Source organism: Parabacteroides sp. D25 (assembly GCF_000307475.1).
In the GTDB taxonomy this organism is placed as follows: Bacteria; Bacteroidota; Bacteroidia; order Bacteroidales; family Tannerellaceae; genus Parabacteroides; species Parabacteroides distasonis.
Map to the genome: position 1 here is coordinate 413,686 of NZ_JH976502.1, position 21,981 is coordinate 435,666.

The 21,981-nt window shown below is 48.0% G+C and carries 16 protein-coding genes; 3 read left to right on the plus strand and 13 right to left on the minus strand.

Annotated elements, in window-relative coordinates; translation table 11 throughout:
• Position 1: 1 nt before the first annotated feature.
• From miaA to HMPREF0999_RS08685, 5 genes are all read right to left on the minus strand, one after another.
• Positions 2–901, minus strand: coding sequence for a tRNA (adenosine(37)-N6)-dimethylallyltransferase MiaA (gene miaA, locus HMPREF0999_RS08665; RefSeq protein WP_009275729.1), 900 nt, complete (start codon positions 899–901; stop codon positions 2–4).
• Positions 901–1,461, minus strand: a complete 561-nt coding sequence (locus HMPREF0999_RS08670; protein WP_005854369.1) for an IS1096 element passenger TnpR family protein — start codon at positions 1,459–1,461, stop codon at positions 901–903. Before HMPREF0999_RS08670 ends, miaA begins: the two co-directional genes overlap by 1 nt.
• 147 nt (positions 1,462–1,608) lie before the next feature.
• A complete protein-coding gene (locus HMPREF0999_RS08675; protein ID WP_009275730.1) occupies positions 1,609–6,963 on the minus strand; it encodes an Ig domain-containing protein in 5,355 nt (1,784 codons plus the stop codon).
• Between the two features lie 19 nt (positions 6,964–6,982).
• The gene (locus tag HMPREF0999_RS08680) at positions 6,983–10,936 is read right to left on the minus strand and encodes a hypothetical protein (protein ID WP_009275731.1); all 3,954 of its coding nucleotides are present in this window, start codon (positions 10,934–10,936) and stop codon (positions 6,983–6,985) included.
• A gap of 181 nt (positions 10,937–11,117) precedes the next feature.
• A complete protein-coding gene (locus HMPREF0999_RS08685; RefSeq protein WP_009275732.1) occupies positions 11,118–11,564 on the minus strand; it encodes an HU family DNA-binding protein in 447 nt (148 codons plus the stop codon).
• Positions 11,565–12,113: 549 nt separating this feature from the next.
• Between HMPREF0999_RS08685 and HMPREF0999_RS22900 the strand changes: the two genes are divergently transcribed.
• Positions 12,114–12,350 carry a hypothetical protein gene (locus HMPREF0999_RS22900; RefSeq protein WP_009275733.1) on the plus strand — a complete coding sequence of 79 codons (237 nt, stop codon included), beginning with the start codon at positions 12,114–12,116 and terminating at the stop codon, positions 12,348–12,350.
• A gap of 3 nt (positions 12,351–12,353) precedes the next feature.
• On the plus strand, positions 12,354–13,019 hold the full coding sequence (locus HMPREF0999_RS08695; protein WP_083865946.1) for a PD-(D/E)XK nuclease family transposase: 666 nt from the start codon (positions 12,354–12,356) through the stop codon (positions 13,017–13,019).
• A 101-nt stretch (positions 13,020–13,120) separates the two neighbouring features.
• On the opposite strand, the gene lpxA is transcribed toward HMPREF0999_RS08695, so the two are convergent.
• The 8 genes from lpxA to HMPREF0999_RS08735 form a co-directional block, all read right to left on the minus strand.
• The gene (gene lpxA / locus HMPREF0999_RS08700; RefSeq protein WP_009018102.1) at positions 13,121–13,906 is read right to left on the minus strand and encodes an acyl-ACP--UDP-N-acetylglucosamine O-acyltransferase; all 786 of its coding nucleotides are present in this window, start codon (positions 13,904–13,906) and stop codon (positions 13,121–13,123) included.
• Between the two features lie 17 nt (positions 13,907–13,923).
• Entirely contained in the window at positions 13,924–15,309 is a 1,386-nt protein-coding gene (locus HMPREF0999_RS08705) for a bifunctional UDP-3-O-[3-hydroxymyristoyl] N-acetylglucosamine deacetylase/3-hydroxyacyl-ACP dehydratase (RefSeq protein ID WP_005854379.1), read from the minus strand.
• A gap of 6 nt (positions 15,310–15,315) precedes the next feature.
• Positions 15,316–16,359 (minus strand): UDP-3-O-(3-hydroxymyristoyl)glucosamine N-acyltransferase, encoded by a 1,044-nt coding sequence (gene lpxD, locus HMPREF0999_RS08710; protein WP_009275735.1) that lies wholly within the window; start codon positions 16,357–16,359, stop codon positions 15,316–15,318.
• An 89-nt stretch (positions 16,360–16,448) separates the two neighbouring features.
• The gene (pyrF, locus tag HMPREF0999_RS08715) at positions 16,449–17,291 is read right to left on the minus strand and encodes an orotidine-5'-phosphate decarboxylase (protein WP_005854382.1); all 843 of its coding nucleotides are present in this window, start codon (positions 17,289–17,291) and stop codon (positions 16,449–16,451) included.
• A gap of 32 nt (positions 17,292–17,323) precedes the next feature.
• Positions 17,324–18,433, minus strand: coding sequence for a peptide chain release factor 1 (prfA, locus tag HMPREF0999_RS08720; protein WP_005854384.1), 1,110 nt, complete (start codon positions 18,431–18,433; stop codon positions 17,324–17,326).
• A gap of 9 nt (positions 18,434–18,442) precedes the next feature.
• Complete coding sequence (locus HMPREF0999_RS08725) at positions 18,443–19,609, minus strand: AIR synthase related protein (RefSeq protein WP_005854386.1); 1,167 nt, start codon at positions 19,607–19,609, stop codon at positions 18,443–18,445.
• A gap of 46 nt (positions 19,610–19,655) precedes the next feature.
• Positions 19,656–20,564: a glucosaminidase domain-containing protein gene (locus tag HMPREF0999_RS08730; RefSeq protein ID WP_009275736.1), complete on the minus strand. Its 909-nt coding sequence runs from the start codon at positions 20,562–20,564 to the stop codon at positions 19,656–19,658.
• 73 nt (positions 20,565–20,637) lie between these two features.
• Complete coding sequence (locus HMPREF0999_RS08735) at positions 20,638–21,369, minus strand: class I SAM-dependent methyltransferase (protein WP_009275737.1); 732 nt, start codon at positions 21,367–21,369, stop codon at positions 20,638–20,640.
• Positions 21,370–21,495: 126 nt separating this feature from the next.
• On the opposite strand from HMPREF0999_RS08735, the gene cdd reads away from it, so the two are divergent.
• Entirely contained in the window at positions 21,496–21,972 is a 477-nt protein-coding gene (gene cdd / locus HMPREF0999_RS08740; protein WP_005864357.1) for a cytidine deaminase, read from the plus strand.
• Positions 21,973–21,981 lie beyond the last annotated feature (9 nt).

The following is a 21,981-nucleotide window of genomic DNA, read 5'->3' on the forward strand; positions in this document are numbered from 1 at the left end:
GCTACATGATCTGTTGGCTCAGATGTGTAAATATAGCTTCGGTCTCATCCGGATGGAACCATGTTATTTCTGGGTCCCGTTTAAACCAAGTCATTTGCTTCCGGGCGTAGACCCGGGAGTTTCGTTTGATTTTCTCCACGGCGAGGTCTAATGTCCATTCTCCGCTGAAGTAATTGAATAATTCTTTATAACCTACCGTGTTCAAGGAATTCAAATGACGGAAGGGATAAGCCCGGCGAGCCTCTTCCAATAATCCTTCGCTCATCATTTGATCTACACGTTGGTTGATGCGGTCGCATAATTCGTCGCGATCTCTATTAAGCCCTACTTTGATGATCCGGAACGGACGCTCTTTCTTAATGTTCGTGCGGAAGGAGGAGTAAGGCTTGCCTGTCATCCGGCAAATCTCTACGGCATGGATCACTCGTTTATAATTATCCCTGTCCACTTCCTCATAATGGACAGGGTCTGCTTCTTTTAATTCAGCGAGGATAGGGGCTAGTCCCTCGGTTTCAAATTGCATGTATAGGGCATCCCGGATCTCCGGTGTAACCGTCGGGATATCGTCAATACCTTTACATACGGCATCGATATACATCATAGAGCCTCCGGTCATTACGACGGTCGGGATCGTTTTATGTAATTCGGATAGGAGGGAGACCACGTCTTCCTCGAAGTTGCTGGCGCTGTAATAATCGGTAAGCGAGAGAGTGCCTACCATATAATGCTTGACACGAGCCATTTGTTCCGGTGTAGGGGCAGCCGTGCCGATCGGAAGGTCTTTATAGAGCTGACGAGAGTCGGAAGAGATAATCGGAGAGCCGAAACGTTCCGCCACTTGGAGGCTTAACTCGGTCTTTCCGACTCCTGTCGGCCCAAGTAATATAACGAGGGAATTCATCAAAAGCGCTCGTCGTCGTAAGGATTATCCATCGGGCCTTCGCCTAAACCGTCGAAGCCGCTTTTGTCTAATTCGTCCATATCGTATTCGGAATCCCCGTAAAAATCTTCTCCTACGTCCGTACTGCCGTTCTTAGCCTCGAACTCATCGAAAGAAACTATTTGGGCGGGAGGCGTACCTACCGATTTGCTGCAAATAGGAGCATCCAAGTCTTTTCCCGGAACGATCTCACGAAGTTCCATGAAGAAGGCACGTTCGGTCATATAATCGAAAACGAAAAGTAGTTTTTGGTGCTCGTCTTCCAACAATTCTTCCAGTTGAGTATCGGCCATGACATAGCTGTCTTCCTCGGAAGAGGTATCCATCTCCACTAATGTGATCTCTGTCTTTTTACTCCAGTCATCGTCACATATGAAGAAAGAGGTCATTTGATCCTTTGTATAACCTACAGAGTCGAGGATGGCGTTTTGCAAATCCAAGAAAGTAGACTCGGAATCAATCTTGATCTCGCGCTTGAAGTCATCTGCTTCATCTGATAGGATTAGAAATCTAAATAGCATAGTCGTTTAGTTTTATTATCGCCTCAAAAGTAGTAAAAATATGGATATACCCAATATACGTCGCTATAAATAATGAAAGAGGGTGTGCGTCTGATCCCTGTATGGGATTTTTGACGCACACCCTGCTTATACATCATCCTCGTTTGTTTATCGTACACTTACCTTCGTCGCGGCATGACGGCCATTGGCGGACAGCTCGATTAGGTAGATGCCTGCCGGGGCGGGTATGCGGGTGATATCGCTGACATTGCCGCTGTAGAGGCAATTACCGGTCACCGCGAAGATACGGATGGAAACCGGTGCGGTCGGTTCTACCATGACAGCCCCGTGGATACCATAGACACGTATGCCCTCGGCGATCTGTTCGATGCTTACCGTGGTGGATACGCTTACGTCGCAGGTGGCGGTCTTGTTACCGTCGTCGGTAGCGACCGTGATCTTGCAAGAACCCACCTTCAAGGCGGTGACGATTCCGTCGGCATCGACCGTGGCGACTGTCTCGTCGCTACTGCTCCAAGAGACGGACTGCATTGTGGCGTTACTCGGCGATACCGTGGCTTTCAAAACGAAAGACTCGCCTACGGCGATGCTCTTGGAGGTAACATTCAGTTTCACGCCTGTTACACGTACGTCGGGTACGACCGGAGTATCCGGGGTGGATTCCTTCATCGTGGCGATGATTGCCAAGGAGCCTTCCACGTTATCGATCTGTGCGGAGTTGCTCGTGTATGACTTTTCACCGATCTGCAAATTCTCCAGTTCATAGCCCTTAGCCGGTTCAACCTCCACGATCAGCTTGCTGCCCGGGGCAACGGCGGTGCCGCTGTTGATCTCGGTCTGCTCGCCGCTCTCGTCTACGGTGTAGACTTTCAGCGTTCCGTTCTCGGGTTGCTCGAAGGTGATGACAGAGGCGCCGGTGCTCTTCACTGTTACCTTGGCGTTTGTCTCGTTGTTCGAATAGTTCGGATCGTAAGAGGTGAACTCCACCTTGTAGGATTGATCGTCACCTACGCCCGGGATCTTGTTAGGCTCTGCCCATTCGAAGATACCGGCTACGGTCGTACCGTTTGTTGAAGCTGTTGAAGCCACGCCACCGGAAAGGATGGACGCGCTCAAAGGTTGTCCCTCGGTCAGCTCGGAAGCGGTAAGGGTGGTGAATGAGTTGATCGTAGCAGGCTTGATCACCAATTTAATATTCACGTCATAGAACTCTTTCCACTCATCGTTACCGGCGAAGCTTACATTGACCATATAAGTTCCTGCGTTCATCGGAGTGGCGGAAGATCCGTCAACATTCGCATATTTCAATACGATCTCATTCTCCGGAAGACCGGTCTCGTTGAACAATTCAGACAATGAGACTACTTGGATCGCACCATCGTAAGACTTTTCAATCAAACGGTTCTTAATGGAGAGTGTCTTTAGGGCCTCGAATACCGGAGTATATGTAGCGTCAGCATTCATGGTAACCTCACGCTCGATATTCGTGTCATTGTCTTCTTTCCACTTAACGAACCGTTGGCCTTCCGGAGCGATCGCTTTCAGCGTAAGTTTCGTACCTTTTGCTATCTCTGTGCTTGTTACCTCTAAGCCGCCGTTTGTTACATAGGTATCCTTAGTTGTCAACGTTACGGGCTCAACATCACCTACTGCAATATAGTAATCTACCGGCTCATAGTTGTTCTCGTCTTTCGGGGTGAAACGGATCACGTTCACTTTGTCGTTGTCAGGAGTACCTGTAGCTGCAGCTCTAAGTTTGGATAGAGTGCTTACAGATTTTGGATTCCAAGCTATACCAGCGATATCTTGTGTCAACTCAGCGGTCACATCATTGCCGTTTAACGTAGGAACACTCTTCAGTGCCATACCTGCCTTATTGATCACCAAGGTAGCGGTCTCGCTTACGGCCTTGTAAAGATCATCCTCCGGACGGGTGATGTTTACGGTGTAAGTACCTGCGTCTTGAGGCAAAGTCTCACCTAAGCTTACGCCATTCTTCGAGTAAGTTACCTGAAAGCCCTTGGCGGCGTGTCCACCTTTCACCTTCACTTCGTAGCTACGAGGTTGCTTGTTGTAGACCAAGGACTGCTGGGCAGTGTTGATCTCCAGCTTAGTCTTCCCGATATAGTTCGCCGCAATCGTCATCGGGCCGGATACCACCAAGGTATCGCCGTCCTTGATCTCGGAGGAGTTCGCGGTCATGCTCTTGAAGCGGTAGCCGCTGTTGGTCGTAACCGTGGCGACTAGTCTCGTCTGATAGTTTACATCTGAACCGGAGGTGACCGTAGCGTTGTCTTCAACCTTCGTCAAAGAGACGGAACCTGCGGTCGGGATATTAGCGGCGGCTGTCACCTTGAATTGAGTCAACCCAAAGTTTACCTTAACATTGGCATCGGCTGTACCTACCGTAAATGTATTGTCCGTAGAGCTATCGGCTGCGTTTTCTACGTTTACGCTGTTCAAGGCATATCCATAATCGGCCTTGCAGATTACTTTCACTATCACTCCTTCAGCGATAGCCGCACCCGGTGTGATCGGGGCTTTGCTCTTATTATCCAGCAAGGTCACGCTACCATGTCCCGAATTGCTTACGTTCACCAAGTGGGTAGCTGCCGGTTTCTCCTCGAAGGAGGCCTCTATCGTGGCGGCTTGGGCCAAGGTATAGGAACCGGTGTTCACCAAGGCTCCGTTCACCTTCACGGACTTAACCATCATATGCTTCTTGTCAGTTGGCGTGGCGTTGATGGTCAATAAAGTGCCTTGCAAGAGTGCCTCGCCATCCTTCACCTCTACACCGTTGGCGTAAACCTCGAGCGTGCCGTTAGCCGGGGTACCAATATTTACCTTGTGTAAGATAGAGTCGAAGCGGGCTACCAATTCCAGATCCTTCGTCGCGGTTAATGTACGAATGGCGGATGTGTTTCCATCGCTCCAGCCGGCGAACGTATAGTTCTTGTCGGCGATCGCCTCGGCTGCTAGCTCATAACCCTCGGCGTAGCGATCGTTTGCGGAACGTCCGGTCAACTTGACCGTACCGAAGTTGGCGGCGGTAACCTTCATCGTATAAACAGGGGTAACCTTTACATTAATAAATGTATCTTTTGCGAGATAAAGTATCGGATCATCCGGCATGAACGTGATACTGTATTTTGTCTTCGTCAAGGAAACCGTGTCGTTCGGGTTCGTCCACACGAACGATCCAGTGGTACCCTCGACGGAGCCACCTTGTAATACGGCTATAGACAACGGCTCGCCCTCCTCGATATATCCGGCGTCGGGTAACTTCGAGATACTTACCTCTTTCTTGCTCTCCACTACCAATGTTGCCGTATCGGAGAGGCTGCGATATGTCAAATCCTCCGGACGGGTAAAACGGGCCTTGTAGGAACCGGCTTTCAGTGTGGAAGGCAATTCCTTGATCCAATTCGTACCATTCACTTGATATTCGATCTCGATATCCTTGATATCGCTCGCTACCGTTACTTGCTTGATAGAGCCTTCCATCTGGGTCAGGTTGTTGGCCACGAACTTCACGGTGTCTTTCGAGATGAACACGAAGGTGTAGCCGGCTCCCGCCGTAAGTTCGGAGGTAGTGTACGTGTAAGAGGTCTTACCGTCGGCATACGTCCCCGCTATCTTGGAGATATCCACATCCGAAGAGCCTTGCTTGATAGCCCCCAGCTTATAATTTGAGTTCGACACGATCGAGAAGACGGCGGCTTTGCCATAAGCGATATCGCCACCACTAACCACGTCTTTACCATCCATCTTGGCAGTAACCGTACCATGTTCTCCCACCGCATAAACCAAGGCGTTGGCACCGGTTACCGTGAAGGTATTCGAGGAATCCGTCAAGGCGGCGTATTCCATCGTCTCCGGACTGATCAAGACAATCTTATAAACGCCTACTTCGGCGGGTAAATCCTTTGTCTCCTTACTATTGACGGCACGATACGTCACGGCTTGTCCGTTCATTTCCGGGGTAAACTTGATTACGGGCAGATTCTGTTTCGCTACCACTTGGTCCTTGGTAGCCGAGGAACCTGTCACCTTAGCGGTCACCTTCATCTTCTCCGTGAACACGACATTTATCGTGGCTGAAGCGGTCAGTTCTCCGGTCGTGTAGGTATAGGAGATCGTATTATCCGTGCTATTGAACTTACCTGTAGGCAAGTTAGCGGGCTTCCCATCGATCTTTATCTCGCTCAACTTGTAGCCGGGCTTGGCGGTAATCGTCAATACGGCGGTTTTGCCATTCACGATATCACCGCCGTTAGCCACGTCCTTGTCGCCCATCTTGGCGGTAACCGTACCTTGTTCCCCCTCTACGCTCCAGCTTAATTTGTTCGCTTGAGAGATCGTGAACTTGTTGCTCTCGTCGGTCAACGCCGCATAGTCCGCGGTCTCCGGACTGGTAGCGACGATCGTATATACGCCGTCAGTGGCAGGGAGCTTATCCATAAGAGTTCCGGAAGCATTCTTGAACTGATACTTCTGGCCGGAAATACTCGGGGTGAAAGTAACAGTTGGCAAATTCTTATCGGCAGCGATCTCATCCCTCGTGGCGGATAGCGGACTGGCCGATACGGAAACGGTCTTCTTTGCGGTGAACTCCACGTTGATAGACATGGCAGTTTTCAAGTTGGCAGTCGTATAAGCCGCATAGGTAGTGACCTTGGTAGTAGCATCGAAAGTACCCTCCGGTAAATTTACCACTTGATTATCTACGGTAAGCTTGCCCAGCACATAGCCGGACTTGGCAGTGATCTTCAACACGGCCGGCTTGTCGTAAGCGATCTCGCCTCCGCTAGTCACCGCCGTCCCGTTCATGGTAGCCGCGACGGTTCCTTGCGTCGCTTCGAAAGTATAAGTCAGCGTATGGGCCGGCAGTATCTCATAATCGAATTTCTTGTCGATGGCGGCTTGCGTGGCCGTCTCTGCCTTGGTTATGAGCACGTTGTACTTTCCTACCGTGACGGGTAAGTCCGTTGTCTCTGTTCCGGTAGCCACGTTCTTATACTTCACTGTATATCCGGTTACATCCTCGGGAGTAAATGCCAGCTTCGGCAAGTTCACCTTCGCTTTCACCTCATCCAGCGTAGCGGAAGCGGGAGACATCGTGACCGTCACAGGGTCTTTTGCCTTGAATGTCGCCTTTATCTCCGTGGCTTTTGCCAAGGCGGGAGATGTATAGGTGTAAGTAGTCGTATTATCCCCATTAAATGTGCCAGTCGGTAACGTGCCGATAGTGGCCGTATTCATGGTTATATCCGCAAGCACATACCCGGCATTCGCCGTGATCGTAAACTTGGGGGCGGTGTTGTATGCCACCTTTGCGCCACTCGAGATGTCGCTGGTTATCGTTCCGCCCTCACTTGCGCTGTAGTTGAGCGTCACCTTGAACGTCGGTAGATCCGGTGCCGAGCGTAAATCTGAATCCTGTGCGTGTACCTGTATTAACGCCATAAGTGCGAGGAACACGGCTGATATTAGTTTTCTCATGTTATTCTGTTTTTAATCGTTACTTAACTCTTACTAATTGACCGTTTACGGCATAGATACCGGCGGGAACCATGACGCGTTGCCCGTCCGTGGCTATTCCCTTGTAGGCGATACGACCGCTCATCTCCACGATCAGTACCTGTACAGGTTCGGCGGTATGGATCATGATAGCGCCACGATCGGTAGTCACGTAATAACCTTCCACCGGCTCAATTTCCTGCGTGCCCGTTACGATATTGTCGCCGAGGCGCAAGGAACGAAGGGTGCTATACGTTGAGGCATCCGTAAAGATCACGCTCTCGAACGGTTTTAAGGTTTTTTCCGTACATTGAACGAACTCATTGCTTGCGGCATTCAGCTTATATACGTATTGGTTCTTCGTAAGTGTCAACTCATCCGTACCCGTATTGGCGAAGATCGTGAAGGTAGCCGTAGTCGGGGCGTCCGGCTCGGTAGCGGCTTTCAGCTCGATAGGATCTGCGGCGGTGGACACGATCGCATACTCACCAGTCGTTGCGGAGAGTAAACCGGCCTGTCCGAATTCGTCTGTCTTGTACTCAAACTCCGGAGAGGAAGTGCCCTTCAAGGTAGCGTACCATGCGCCGGTATTGGCTTTCGGATCCGCCGTAGGTTGGGTGTATTCTGTTGCCGGTTCTGTCGTGCTCTGTACTTTATAAGTACTTGGGAAACCAAATGCTTTCCACTCGCTGTCCTTCAAGGGTGTGTTCAGTTGAAGGGTAGTAGCTGTTATCTTGTCTGTCGTAGTCGCGGGCGAAGTCGGAACCAAGCGTGCGCCTTCTTCCATCGTCACCTTAGCCAAGGCAAGCGGGGCGGTCACGTTCAGCGTACCCGTATTCTCGATGTAGACATTCCGATTGGCATAGGTAACATCGGCTGTTAGGGTTTGGCCGGCGGTCACGATCAGACGTTTCAGCCACATAGCGACGCCTTTAGATTCAGCGGACATTTGTACCAACCGTTCCCATGAATCATCCGGTACGACCACGATCTTCTCTTGGTCATAAAGCTCGGAATAGATCGGGGCTTTCTCGGCGAAAGTAGAGTTCGCGTCAAAAGTGAAGCAAAGCGTAGAATACTCGGGCGTACCTTTATCGATATTGACACCGCCCCAAGCATTACCGCTCGTGTGCATATCGGTAGCGTCCACCTTGGAGTGAACCACTAAGCCTGCAGCCGTATTATCTTTCAACGTAACGAAATCCAGCTTGACAGCCATGGACGTTTGTACGTTCAAACCGTTCCGTTTCGCGTTGCTCGCGGTCAGGTTGGAGATCACTACCTCGCCCCCTTCTGCCGGGGTGATACCTGTAGCGTTCTCGATGGCGATCATGTTCAGATCCGCATTATACGTATGCGCCCAATCAGCGGTACCCGCCTTAATGACCGTCTTGTCCATTCCCGCGCCGTTCAATACCATCGGTTTCGTGATTGTCAACTGGGATGGTAACTCATAGGTACCCTCCACCAACGCGATCTCATCGGCATGGACACTGGCTAAGGCTAATAAGTCGCTAGCGTCGAGAGCGGTAGCGTTTAGGGTGCCTTGTTTTGTGAAGGTCACGCCCTCGGCTATGGAAAGGCCTCCATCCAGATTCCAAGTCTTACCCTCACCTAAAGCGAACTCCGATAAGGTACCGGGAACGGCTGTTCCATCCCGGAAGCTTACCAACGAGGCTTTGGCACCACTCAAATTGATATTCGCTTGATGCAAGCCACGGCTGAACACCATCAGAGGAGTAGCGCTCTTCGAATTGATGAATTCAAAAGAGACCGTCCCGTCTACGGCAGGTGCCGGTCGTCCATTCGTATCGGAATCGGCCCAACCCATGATCGCTCCCAAGGAAGCGTTCATGTTTTCCGGCTCTTGGAACGTACAACCATCGAATTTAAAAGAGGCTGTTCCTACCGCACCTCTGTTGATAGTGGCGAATTCACGATCTTTGATTGCCGTACCATTAATCGAAGTCGGGAACGTACAGCCTGTGACCGTAGCCGTAATCTCATCCGCACGACCATTCGATAACGTGCCATAGAAGGCGGCGATAGTGGCGTTCTGTATCGTGACTGTCGAGACACCGGTATGCGTATATCCGTTTCCTCCACCACAACCGATACCCTCGGCTATCACGCCACCATTCATATTGATCGTGACTGTTTTAACACCATTTACGGATTGATCGAGCGGAGTGTCGATCGTGTTTGTAGTCTTACCGCCATCATCACCTCCGGGATAAAGCTGACTCACCGTTCCCCCTTGAATCTCGATATATACCTCATTCGCTTTCGAGTAACGATATCCACCGCCTACCAACAAATAAGAAACGGTGGCATCTTTCTGGATTTGAATAGAGATCTTGCCGGTAACATCAGCGGGAGTATCTGACTTTGTAGAATTTCCACCGCCTAACATTGTTCTCACCGTTCCACTGATCATATTAATAGATGTGGAAGCAACCGTAGACTCTTTAGCTCCACCATATATCTTAGAGGTAGAAGGAACCTTAAACGCTACTGCGGTTTTCCCTTGTTTCGTGATTTTAACAGAATCGGTTGAATAAGCGGTAATCTCGATAGGCGTTCCATTCGCGTATACGTCATAAGAGGTACCTTTCGGCTGTCTTACCGCTGTTATCGCCGAGACAAGCGTACCGTTATTCGTGAAAGTCACGGCAGTATCAATCACTAAGCCGTCATTGAAAGTCCACGTCTTGTCAGCAGACAAAGTGAACTCAGACAGTCCTTCCGGTATTTTCTTTCCATCCACGAAATGTCTCAAGGAGGCTTTCGCTCCGGTCAGCTCTATATTCGCGTTATCCAAGCCACGCCCCACGGAGAAAGTCGGCGTCTCGGTCTTTGAATTAATGAACTTGTAAGACACATTCCCGTTTACGATTGGCTGTGGCTTTCCATTGGTATCCGAATCGGCCCAACCGTCAACCGCACCCAAACCGGCTACAATACTCTCCGGTTCCTCGAACGAGCAGCCATCAAAAGTGAAAGAGATGTTCTTCACTCCTCCGCGGTTGATCGAAGCCAACTCACGGTACTGGATATCCGAGCCATTGTATTGTTTCTTAAATGTGGTATTTGTCATGTTAACCGTTATATCATCGGCATAACCATTAGATAAGGTTCCGTAGATCGCACCTAACTCGGAATCGGTAACCGTAACAACAGACGTACCCGTATGTGTATATCCCTGTCCACCGCCGGTACCAAGACCTTCCGGTATGGTACATTTCGAGAGGGTCATATTTACGTTTTTTACGCCATTGACGGATGCGTCAACATCGGTGGTCAGCGTATTAGTTGTCTGCCCTTGATCATAGCCTCCAGCATAGATTGCCATGATCGTGGCTTGATCAGCCTTGATATTCACGGTATTGGTCTTTGCGTAATAACGACCACCACCCAACAATAGGTTGCTGACAACCGCACCCGGCTTTATTTCAATACTGACAGCATCGCTTACATCCGCGCTCACGGGAGTGTAATACGATCCGTCACTATTTTTATAGCTATATTTATCCGTGACAGCTTGGGTCGTTTTGCCTGTACCCGCATTGCCGACAAACATGCCACCACCAAATATAGACCGGATACTACCGCTTTCCAACGTGATCGAAGCAGAAGTCACGGCTTTACCTAGGCTACCGCCAAAGACACCGAACTTGCCGGGCTCAAACTGCAAGGTATCCGGAGTCCCGCCATCGGTCTCTATTGTTTCCACGATCATACGACCGCTGGCTTGATTCAAATAAACACGAACCGGATTACCGTTTGCGAAGCAAGAAGGAATGCTTTCTAGAGCCGGGTTTGAAGGTGTCTGCGGCAAAATCATTTTGCAGAGCTTACCACCGGATGAATACACCAATGTGTCCACATCCTGTCCCCAGCCACTGCTTGTCGCCGTCAAAGCGAGCGCAAGCAAATAGAGTAATTTGTGTCTCATAAGCTTATGAATTTAAGTGTTAATAATGTATTAAAATGAATGGTATAGGACCTTTCCGACACCACCCGCTGATGTCTCGAGATATCACCCGCTGATGTCCACAGAGAGCACCGGCTGATGTCCGGAGAGATCACCCGGTGGTGTTGGAAGGGATCACCGGGTGATGCCGGAGGGCCGCCCTTTAGATCTCATCCGGACTCTCCGAGTCGCCGCCTTCGCTACTAGAGTCGTTGACGGGCTTGATCCGTTCGTAGGTCACTTTCGCCCGCATGTCTTGTAGGATCTTGCCGGGAGTATAGACCAGACTCGGCTTCTTCATCATGACCGAGGCGGCGAATTCCTTTTCCGTTACGCTACCCTTACTGCCGACCGCAAGACGCATGCTGCCGAACTCGCCCAGCTGGACGTTGCGGCCCTCTTTCAGGTGACGGGCCAAGATACGCGGCAAACGGTCGAAACAGCTTTTCACGTCGGCACTCGTCAAGGCGGTCTCCTCGGCTATGCTCTCGCAGAGTTCGTCGAAGCTGACGTTTCCGTTGGATAGCATTTGTGCGAAATATTTCTTCGCGTCTTTAGCAGCCCCTTTGGAGAAGTCGGGACGTTGAACTAATTTGTATTTTACACTCATAAGTATTTATGTATTGGTGAACTTGTTTTCACAATTAGTACTAGCAAGTAATTATCCCCTTGACCTAACGACCTTTACTCTGTGGCGATCAATCTCTCTTCCCTATATCCCTCATCATTGGTTGGTGCTCCGCAGCGTAATAGTTATGGTTATCAAATAAAAACGACTAGTTTAAACCAACGTTTGGATCTTGCGTTTTTAGGACTTGGAACGCACCATATATCTCCTTGCGTTAAATAGTTGGTTTATAAGAAAAATAATCAAAGAAAGTGTACCGCTATTTGAAAATAAAGCCTTAAATTTACGACGAATTTAAACGTTGGTTTAGAATAGCCGTTTTTAGCATATGATATAATGTATGTATGTACATTAGTAAGTATTAAAATAGTGGACAATAGGTAATTGTAATATGGGTAAATAATAAAAATCACAGTATCAGATATCAATCTTTTGCATTTCGTCCGAAATGACATATCTTTACGACACCGCCCGCTATTGGGCCGTAACTTAAAACCTATCAACTATGGATAAAAAAAGGAGGATCAACGCATGAAAGAATTAAAAGACCGATACATACGTTTCGATTGGGCGATCAAGAGACTGCTCCGGCAAAAAGCCAACTTCGGTGTGCTGGAGGGTTTTCTCACGGTTTTTCTTGGAGAGAAGATTACCATCGTGGAGCTACTGGAGAGCGAGGGTAATCAACTGTATGAGGATGACAAGTTCAACAGGGTGTACGCCGAGGCACTTAACGACAAGGGCGAGATCATCATCGTGAAAATATAAAATATTCGCAAGCTATATTATCTCGAACAGGTACTCTATGGCGTGGCGAAAACCATAACCGAGTACATATCACTGGGCGAGGACTACCACAAGGTTAAGAAAATATACTCAATCAACATATTCTACTTCGACATCGGACGGGGCGAGGACTACCTTTATCACGGGCAGAATCATTTCATCGGCATACATACCAAGGATCAATTGGTAGTCAACACGAAAGAGAGGAGCGTAATTGTCTCCAAGCTATCCCCCGAGATTTTCCCCGAATATATACTCATACGGACCAATAAGTTCGATAAGATAGCCGTCACTCCCCTAGAAGAATGGATGGACTACCTTAAAAGAGGAACAATTCGTCCTGACACCATGACTCCGGGATTAGGCGAGGCTCGAGAAAAATTGAGATACTACTCCATGACCCCCGAGGATAGATACGCTTACGACGAACACCTGAATGCGGTCATGATACAAAATGACGTATTGGATTCGGCGAAGCTTGAAGGATACCTGGAAGGACTAGCGGAAAGTAGAGCGGAAAATAAGGAGAAAGGTAAGGCGAAAGGACTGGCAAAAGGCGAGACAGAAGCGAACCTCGAAAACGCCAAGAAGATGAAAGCCATGGGGATCGATCTTGAAATGATCCGGCAGATCACGGGAATTACCCTATAAATAACCTTTTGGTGACATAAATAGCGAATCGGCGCAAACCCCTCATCGTAAGATGTGGATTTGCGCCGATTTGTTTTTGGTTGTCCGGATGTTTGTGTCGCTTATTCGTCGATCGAACCTCTTACGATACCCCGGCTGGAAGACTTGATGAAATTGAGGATCAAATCCCGTTCCTCGCTAGGCTCGTACTCGGTCTCGATCGCTTTCAGCGCCTCCGTATTATTCAAGCCTCGGGTATACAGCGTGCGATAGATGTCTTGAATCAAGAATACCTGCTGATTCGTGAATCCCCGGCGACGTAAACCTACGATATTGATACCGCAATAAACGATCGGATCACGGCCGATCAAGGTATAAGGAGGGATATCTTTTCCGATACGAGAACCGCCTTGTACCATCACGTGCTTGGATATACGCGTGAACTGATGCACCAAGGAACCTCCGCTTACGATAGCGAAATCATCAATCTCTACCTCCCCGGCGATTTGCGAAGCGTTACCGATGATAATATGGTCTTTTAAGACGCAATCATGGGCCACGTGCGAATAAGCCATGATTAAGCAATTGCGACCTACCACGGTCTTACCTTTGGAAGCGGTACCCCGGTTGATCGTCACGCATTCGCGAAGCGTCGTGTTATCTCCGATTTCCGCCGTCGTGGTTTCCCCCGCGAATTTCATGTCTTGAGGGATACCGGCAACGACCGCTCCCGGGAAAATATTGCAATTTTTACCAATCCGTGCGCCATCCAAGATAACGGCGTGAGAATATATATGGCAATTATCACCGATTACGACATCTTTCTCAATCACGGCAAACGGATCGATAGTTACATTCTGGCCGATTTGGGCCTCTGGATGAACGACTGCTAGAGGAGATATATTCATTATCGTACTTTATCTTATTATTTGTTTTTTACAATCTGAGCCATGAACTCGGCTTCACTAACCAATTTATCACCAACGAATACATACCCTTTCATGGTAGAGATCCCGCGACGGATCGGTGCCAATAATTCCAGACGTAAGATCAACGTATCGCCCGGAACGACTTTTTGGCGGAATTTCACGCCATCTATTTTCATGAAGTAGGTAGAATAACGCTCTGGCTCATCTACGGAATTCAAGACTAGCAAACCACCTGTTTGTGCCATAGCCTCAACCTGTAGAACTCCCGGCATGACCGGCTCCTGAGGGAAATGCCCTTGGAAGAACGGTTCGTTGGTCGTGATGTTCTTTACGCCTACGATATAGTTCCCGCCAACCTCGATGATCTTGTCAACCAATAAGAACGGATAGCGGTGCGGCAATAATTCACGGATACGGTTGATATCCATCACCGGCTCACGGTTCGGATCGTATACCGGGGCTTGCACCTCGTTCATCTTGATATCCTTGCGGATCATACGAGCTAACTGGTTATTGATCTTATGTCCCGGACGGGTAGCGATCACACGTCCGCGGATCGGCTTACCGATCAAGGCGATATCTCCGATCACGTCGATCAATTTATGACGTGCCGGTTCGTTATCGAATACAAGCGGCTTGTTATTGATATAGCCTAATTCCTGCACGTTCTTGTGAGGGATGTTCAGCATATCTGCCAATTTGTCCAAAGATTCTTGCGGTATCTTTTGGTCGTAGATAACGATCGCGTTGTCTAAATCGCCACCCTTGATCAAGTTATTGTTGAGCAACATCTCCACTTCGCGTACGAATACGAACGTACGTGAAGCCGCCAATTCTGTCGGGAATTCGCTGAGATCGTTCAACGTGGCGAATTGGTTGGAAAGCACGGGCGAATCGAATGAGATCAATACGTTCACGCTGAACTTATCATCCGGAAGGATGATCAACGAAGAACCGGTTTCCTCATCTTTTACCTCGATCTTGTGCTTTACGATATAATAATCCTTCGGAGCGTTTTGCTCAACAACCCCTGTCTTTTGGATTTCCTCGGAGAAGAAGCGAGAACTTCCGTCTAGGATCGGAAACTCGGGTGCGTTTACCTCGATCAAGCAGTTATCGATCTCATAAGCGTATAAAGCCGCCATCGCGTGCTCGATCGTACTTACTTGAACGCCATTCTTGCTAAGCACCGTACCCCGTTGTGTATTAACCACGTTCTCGGCCAAGGCGTCAATCGTCGGTTGGCCTTCCATATCGACACGTTTGATCTTGTATCCATGGTTCTCGGGTGCGGGATTAAACGTAATCTCTATATCTAATCCGGTATGCAACCCTTTTCCTTTCAAGGAGAAACTTGCCGCAAGCGTTTTCTGTTTTTGCATAGGTCTTTATTGTTTATTAATTTCTTTCTTGAGTTGTTCGATCTCCCGTTGCATTTGCCCCAGCGAGCGGTATATATCCGGAAGACGGTTGAAGATCGCGCTGGAACGCATGAAGTTCTTAGCGTTGATCGCCGGCGCCCCGAGCAATGTCGTCGCTTCCTTCACGTCGCTGATAACGCCAGCCTGAGCTCCGAATACGACGTGGTCCGCCACATGGATATGTCCGGCCAAACCAACTTGTCCGCCAAACATACAATGCTTTCCTACTTTTACGGAACCGGCGATGCCGACTTGCGCCGCCATCACGGTATTCTCGCCTACCTCCACGTTATGAGCGATTTGTACGAGATTGTCCAGCTTAACGCCTCGGTGAATGATCGTAGAATCCATCACCGCACGATCAATTGTCGTATTGGCTCCGATCTCTACATCATCCTCGATAATAACGTTGCCTAATTGCGGGATTTTCTTGTAAGTCTCACCTTCGGGAGCGAATCCGAAACCGTCAGCCCCGACTACGCTACCGGCATGAAGGATACAATTATTGCCGATTATACAATTCTCGTAAACGGTGGCATGCGGATAGAATACGCAGTTATCTCCTACCGTCACGTGATCACCGATATAAGCGTGCGGGTATACCATACAGTTCTTACCCATTTTTACGCCTTCTCCGATGTAGGCGAAGTTACCGACATAACAATCGTCGCTCACGGTCGCGGAAGCGGCGATAAAAGCGGTAGAATCAACCCCCTTCTTTTTGCTCTTCGATTGCTCTACCAAATTTAATAACATCGCGAGCGCCGCATAAGCGTTCTCTACTTTTACAAGTGTGGCTCTTATCGGTTGTTCCGGTTTGAAATCATTATTCACCAAAACAATGCTTGCCTCGGTATTATAAATATGATGCGCATATTTAAGATTCGCCAAAAAGGTCAATGTACCTGGCTTTCCTTCTTCTATTTTAGAGAAGTTGCTGACTTTAACGTTCGGATCTCCTTCAATCGTTCCGTTCAGGAAGCCGGCAATTTGTTGGGCTGAAAACTCCATTACTTATTCAATTATATATGTATCTTCGTTGACTGTCCGCTGTTTATAGACAGTTAGTTTGCAAAAATGGTGAAAATTCTTTATATAGCCTATGCTTTGCAGGGAATAATTCCCTTATCATGTAGATAACCGGCCATTTCTTTCTGTACGGCATGTGCCGCCTCACGGGCTACGTTGGCGAAAGCCTCCGTCTTATCCGCGTAAATAATCGCACGGGAAGAATTTACCAAAAGACCGCATTGGTCGTTCATCCCGTATTGAGCTACTTCCGCCAAGCTTCCACCTTGAGCGCCTACGCCCGGAACTAACAAGAAATGATTCGGGGCCTGTTTACGGATATCAAGGAACATCTTGCCTTGGGTAGCGCCCACTACATACATCATTTGCTCATCGTTAGCCCATTCTTGCGATTTCTTTAGTACTTTCTCGAAAAGACGTTCACCATTTGCGTCTTCCGTCATTTGAAAATCATGTGAGCCTTTATTGGAGGTCAAGGCCAATAAGATTACCCAAGCCTCCGGGTAGATCAAGAATGGTTTTACGCTATCCTCGCCCATATAGGGAGCGACCGTTACGGCATCTACCTTGATATGATCGAAGAAAGAACGGGCATACATCTCGGAGGTATTTCCGATATCACCACGTTTCGCGTCGGCGATGATAAATTGATCGGGATAATTCTCCCGTAAGTAAGCCACAGTCTTCTCAAAAGCCATCATACCCTTTGTGCCGAGGCTCTCGTAAAAAGCCAGATTCGGCTTGTAAGCGACACAATAATCGGCGGTAGCGTCGATGATCGCTTTATTGAACGCGAAAATAGGATCTTCTTCCGACAATAGATGTTGCGGGATCTTTTTTATATCTGTATCTAATCCGACACAAAGGAAGGATTGTTTCTTTTTAATATTCTCGAATAGCTGTTGTTTGTTCATTTTCTTATTCAGTATGAAATGATTGGATGTGTTTACAATTCAGACTCTTTCAGTCGCTCAGCGTTCTCCGCTACGATCAGGTGATCCAAGCAATCTTGAATTTCACCGTCCATAAAGGCTGAAAGATTATAGATCGTGTAATTGATACGGTGATCCGTGATACGCCCTTGCGGGTAATTGTACGTACGGATCTTCGCGGAGCGGTCACCGGTAGATACCATGGTCTTACGCTTGCTGGCGATATCGTCCAAGTATTTCTGGTGTTCCTTGTCATAAATGAACGAACGAAGACGGGTAAGCGCCCTTTCTTTGTTCTTCGGTTGGTCTCGTGTCTCCGTACATTCGATCAAGATTTCCTCACTCACACCTGTAATGGGGTTCTTCCAGACATAACGCAGACGGACACCTGATTCCACCTTGTTTACGTTCTGACCACCGGCCCCACCGGAGCGGAAGGTATCCCATTTAATCTCCCCTTCATTAATCTCAACATCAAATTCATCCGCCTCAGGCAATACGGCAACTGTAGCGGCGGAGGTATGTACACGTCCTTGCGTCTCCGTAGCCGGTACACGCTGTACACGGTGTACACCGGACTCATACTTCAACGTTCCGTATACTTTCTCGCCCGATACCGTGAAGATGATTTCCTTAAAACCGCCGGACGAGCCTTCGCTAAAGCTAGACACGCTTATTTTCCATCCCTTCAGTTCGCAATACTTCACGTACATACGATATAGATCACCGGCGAAAAGGGCGGCTTCGTCACCTCCCGTTCCTCCTCGTATCTCAACGATCGCGTTCTTGTCGTCTTGCGGATCAGCGGGAACGAGCAATAATTTTATCTCTTCTTCCAAAGCGGGAATACGTTCGTTGCAGGTATCCAGCTCCTCACGGGCCATTTCCCGCATTTCCGGATCTTGCTCGGACTCAAGCAAGGCTTTCGCTTCCTCGATCCCGTTCAATACTTTCACGTATTCCGAACGAGCTCCCACAATTTTCTCCAAATCACGGTACTCTTTGTTCAGTTTTACGAACCGTTTCATGTCGGCGATCACCGCCGGGTCGGTAATAAGGGTACCGACTTCCTCGAAACGGCTCACTAATCCGTCTAATTTACCAAGTAAACTATTTTCGGCCATTTATCTTTATTAATAGGTGAAGCGACCTTTCTCGCTTTCGATAATCAATTCATTTTTATCAGCTTCCTCTACGAAGCCCACGATTTGCGCATCAATACCAAAGCTTTTTGAGATGCCGATTACTTCTTCCGCATGCTCGGGAGCGATGTATATCTCCATCCGGTGTCCCATATTGAATACCTTGTACATCTCGCTCCAGTCCGTACCGCTCTGCTCCTGAATCGTGCGGAATAACGGTGGGATAGGGAAGAGATTGTCCTTAGTTACACGCTTGTTCTCTACGAAATGCATGACTTTTGTCTGGGCCCCTCCCGAACAATGTACCATACCATGGATTTGAGAGCGTAGTTTATCAAGCAATACCTTAATTACCGGCGCATAGGTACGTGTAGGCGAAAGCACCATCTTTCCGGCATCGATCCCTAATTCCTCGATCTTATCCGTAAGTTTCAATCCTCCGGAGTAAACCAATTCTTCGGGAACGGCGGCATCGTAGCTTTCCGGATATTTTTTCGCTAAATACTTAGAGAAAACATCATGGCGGGCAGAGGTCAAGCCGTTGCTACCCATACCTCCATTGTATTCTTTCTCGTAAGTGGCTTGTCCGGAAGATGCCAGACCTACGATCACGTCTCCTCCTTGGATATTCTTATTATCGATTACGTCCGAACGTTTCATGCGGCAAGTGACCGTACTATCTACGATGATGGTACGAACTAAGTCGCCAACGTCTGCGGTCTCGCCACCTGTCGCGTAGCAACCAACGCCCATCTCACGTAACTCTGCCAGCAACTCATCTGTTCCATTGATGATCGCCGAGATCACCTCGCCCGGAACCAACAGCTTGTTACGTCCAATTGTAGAAGAGACCAAGATATTGTCTACGGCACCTACGCAGAGCAGGTCGTCGATATTCATGATAAGAGCGTCTTGGGCGATACCTTTCCACACCGAAAGATCTCCGGTCTCTTTCCAGTACATATACGCCAAGGACGATTTGGTACCGGCGCCATCCGCGTGCATAATATTACAATATTCAGGATCACCGCCTAAGATATCGGGGATGATCTTACAGAACGCTTTCGGAAAAATTCCCTTATCGATGTTCTTTATCGCATTGTGAACATCTTCTTTTGAAGCGGAAACGCCTCGCAGGTTATAACGTTGATCACTCATTGTACTATATTATTTGAACCGCAAAGGTAATACTTTTTTATGTTACTTATCTAAGTTTTAAGACATCTCCTTCCTCCGGGATGTAATCTTTGTCTTTTTTATTCATTTTATACAGACTCTTGATCTGGATTCCGTACATCTGCGCAATACTGTGCATAGACTCTCCGACTTGTACCACATGGTCGTAATTCGGCTTGTCCGCTTTCTTCTTTTTCTTTTCCAGATATACGATATCGCCTGCCTGCAACGGGAAGTCCTCAGGCACCTCGTTGAATTTCATCAACTGCTTGGCCTTGAATCCCATGCTTCGGGCGATCTGGTCGAAACTGTCGTTATCCTTAGCGTATACATAGATCAAACCGTGGGTACGATAGACTTGATAATTGAACACCGGAAGATTTTGCTTCTTGGTAGAGGTCTTCTTTTTTCTCTTACCGGAGTCAAAGCGGTATAACTCATAATCTTCGATAACCTTGATTAATTTATTCGCGTAAGCACGATCGGTGGCGTAACCGCATTTTTGTAGTCCTTTGGCCCAGCCTTTGTAATCCTTGATGTTTAATTTGAACAGGCGTTCGTAGCGGGAGCGTTCGGCGAGGAAGCGGGAATGGTCATCATAAGAATCCTCTACTCGTTTGTATTTCCGGAAGCACTCTCCCCGCAGGTCGTCGTCGTGATAGACCCTGCCGCCTCGCCAGTCCGAATGGCATTTGATACCGAAGTGATTGTTGGAGCGTCTGGCCAAGTCGCTTTGCCCAGCTCCGGATTCCAGTAATCCTTGCGCTAAGGTGATACTTGCCGGAATGCGATATTTCTTTTGGTGTTGAATCGCCAAATCACTGTATTTACTGATGTATTTTTGATAGGAAGTCAGCTTCCGCTGGCTTTCCGCCCCTGCGCTTAAACAGACGAGGGACAATAATAATATACCTAAAAAATGAAGGGATAAACGCATAACTGTTCTTTTCGATCCGATTTTACCGGACAAATATATAAAAGAAAATACATATCTACCGGGAATTGATGGGTTAAAAATAGGAGATACGGGCTAGATAATCGTAATGCTCCCCATTTTCTATTTTTTCCGCTTTAAAGCCGGCTTGCCTTGCGTATAGATTCAGCGTGTTGAAATCTATATATAACCAATCAAATGAATCCCCTTTGATACTTTTATATTGCATGCGGAAATCGATCTCTCCGAAATAATCATCCTCGGGGGCGATATCCAGATTCCCGTCTTCATCTTCAAATAAATAACTTAAGTCGCTAGAGTCAAGTAAAAGCTGTCCGTCCCGGGCTAGAACCTCTTTTAAGCGGTGAAAGAAAGCCGGGAGATTTTCCAGTTTACCGATAATCCCGGAACCGTTCATTAAGAGAAGAATGGTATCGAATGGTCCGGTTAAGCTCCTGTCAAAAAAATTCTGTAAGCGGGCGTCTTTTACGCCCCGTTTGTTCATGGCCTCTACGGAAAGAGGGGATATGTCGATAGCGGTAACCTCTTTACCCATTTCCTGTAAAGCCAAGGTGTGGCATCCACTTCCGGCACCAACATCCAATATTTTGCCTGTACTGAGTTGAAGGGCTTTCTGTTCCAAGGAGGGCATTTCTTGGAAAGTCCGGAATAATTGATTCACGGGAATCTCATCTTCATCGAACATGGAGGAGAATACACGGAGTTTACTCGCTTTTCCATGTGCGAGATAATCGATGATAGCGGCGCCCATCGGGTCTTTATCGGATGTAAGAAGCATTGAATGCATATGTCTTTATTCTATATATAAGGTATATTCTATGATGTGGGTGCGAAATTAATATATTCTTTTTATATTTATAGCCTATAAGAATTATAGTTATGTTTCTTTCAAAACATTAAAACAATCAAGAAAATGAAAGAATTGAAATTAGAGACCCGGGTAGAGGTCTATGCGGTAGGAGAATTGGACAATATATATAGGCAATTGTACGAGGCCGCTTTTGAAGCCTCGAAAAAAGCTTATGCTCCTTATTCCAAGTTTCATGTGGGAGCGGCGGTTCTATTGGAGAATGGGGAGATACTTTCCGGAAATAATCAGGAAAACGCAGCCTATCCGTCTGGGCTTTGTGCGGAGCGGACCACCTTATTTTATGCGGGAGCACGTTATCCGGATGCGGCAGTTCAGATTTTGGCGATTGCGGCTATGAAGGATGGGGAACGTGTGGATCTTATCACGCCTTGTGGTGCCTGCCGGCAAGTGATGTTGGAAACCGAGCAACGTTATAACAAACCTATGAAAGTCCTTCTTTGTGGAAAAGAGGAAGCGTATCTCGTTCCGAGCGCAACGGCCTTGTTGCCGTTTTGTTTCAGTAAGTCTGATTTGATCTGATAGAATAAA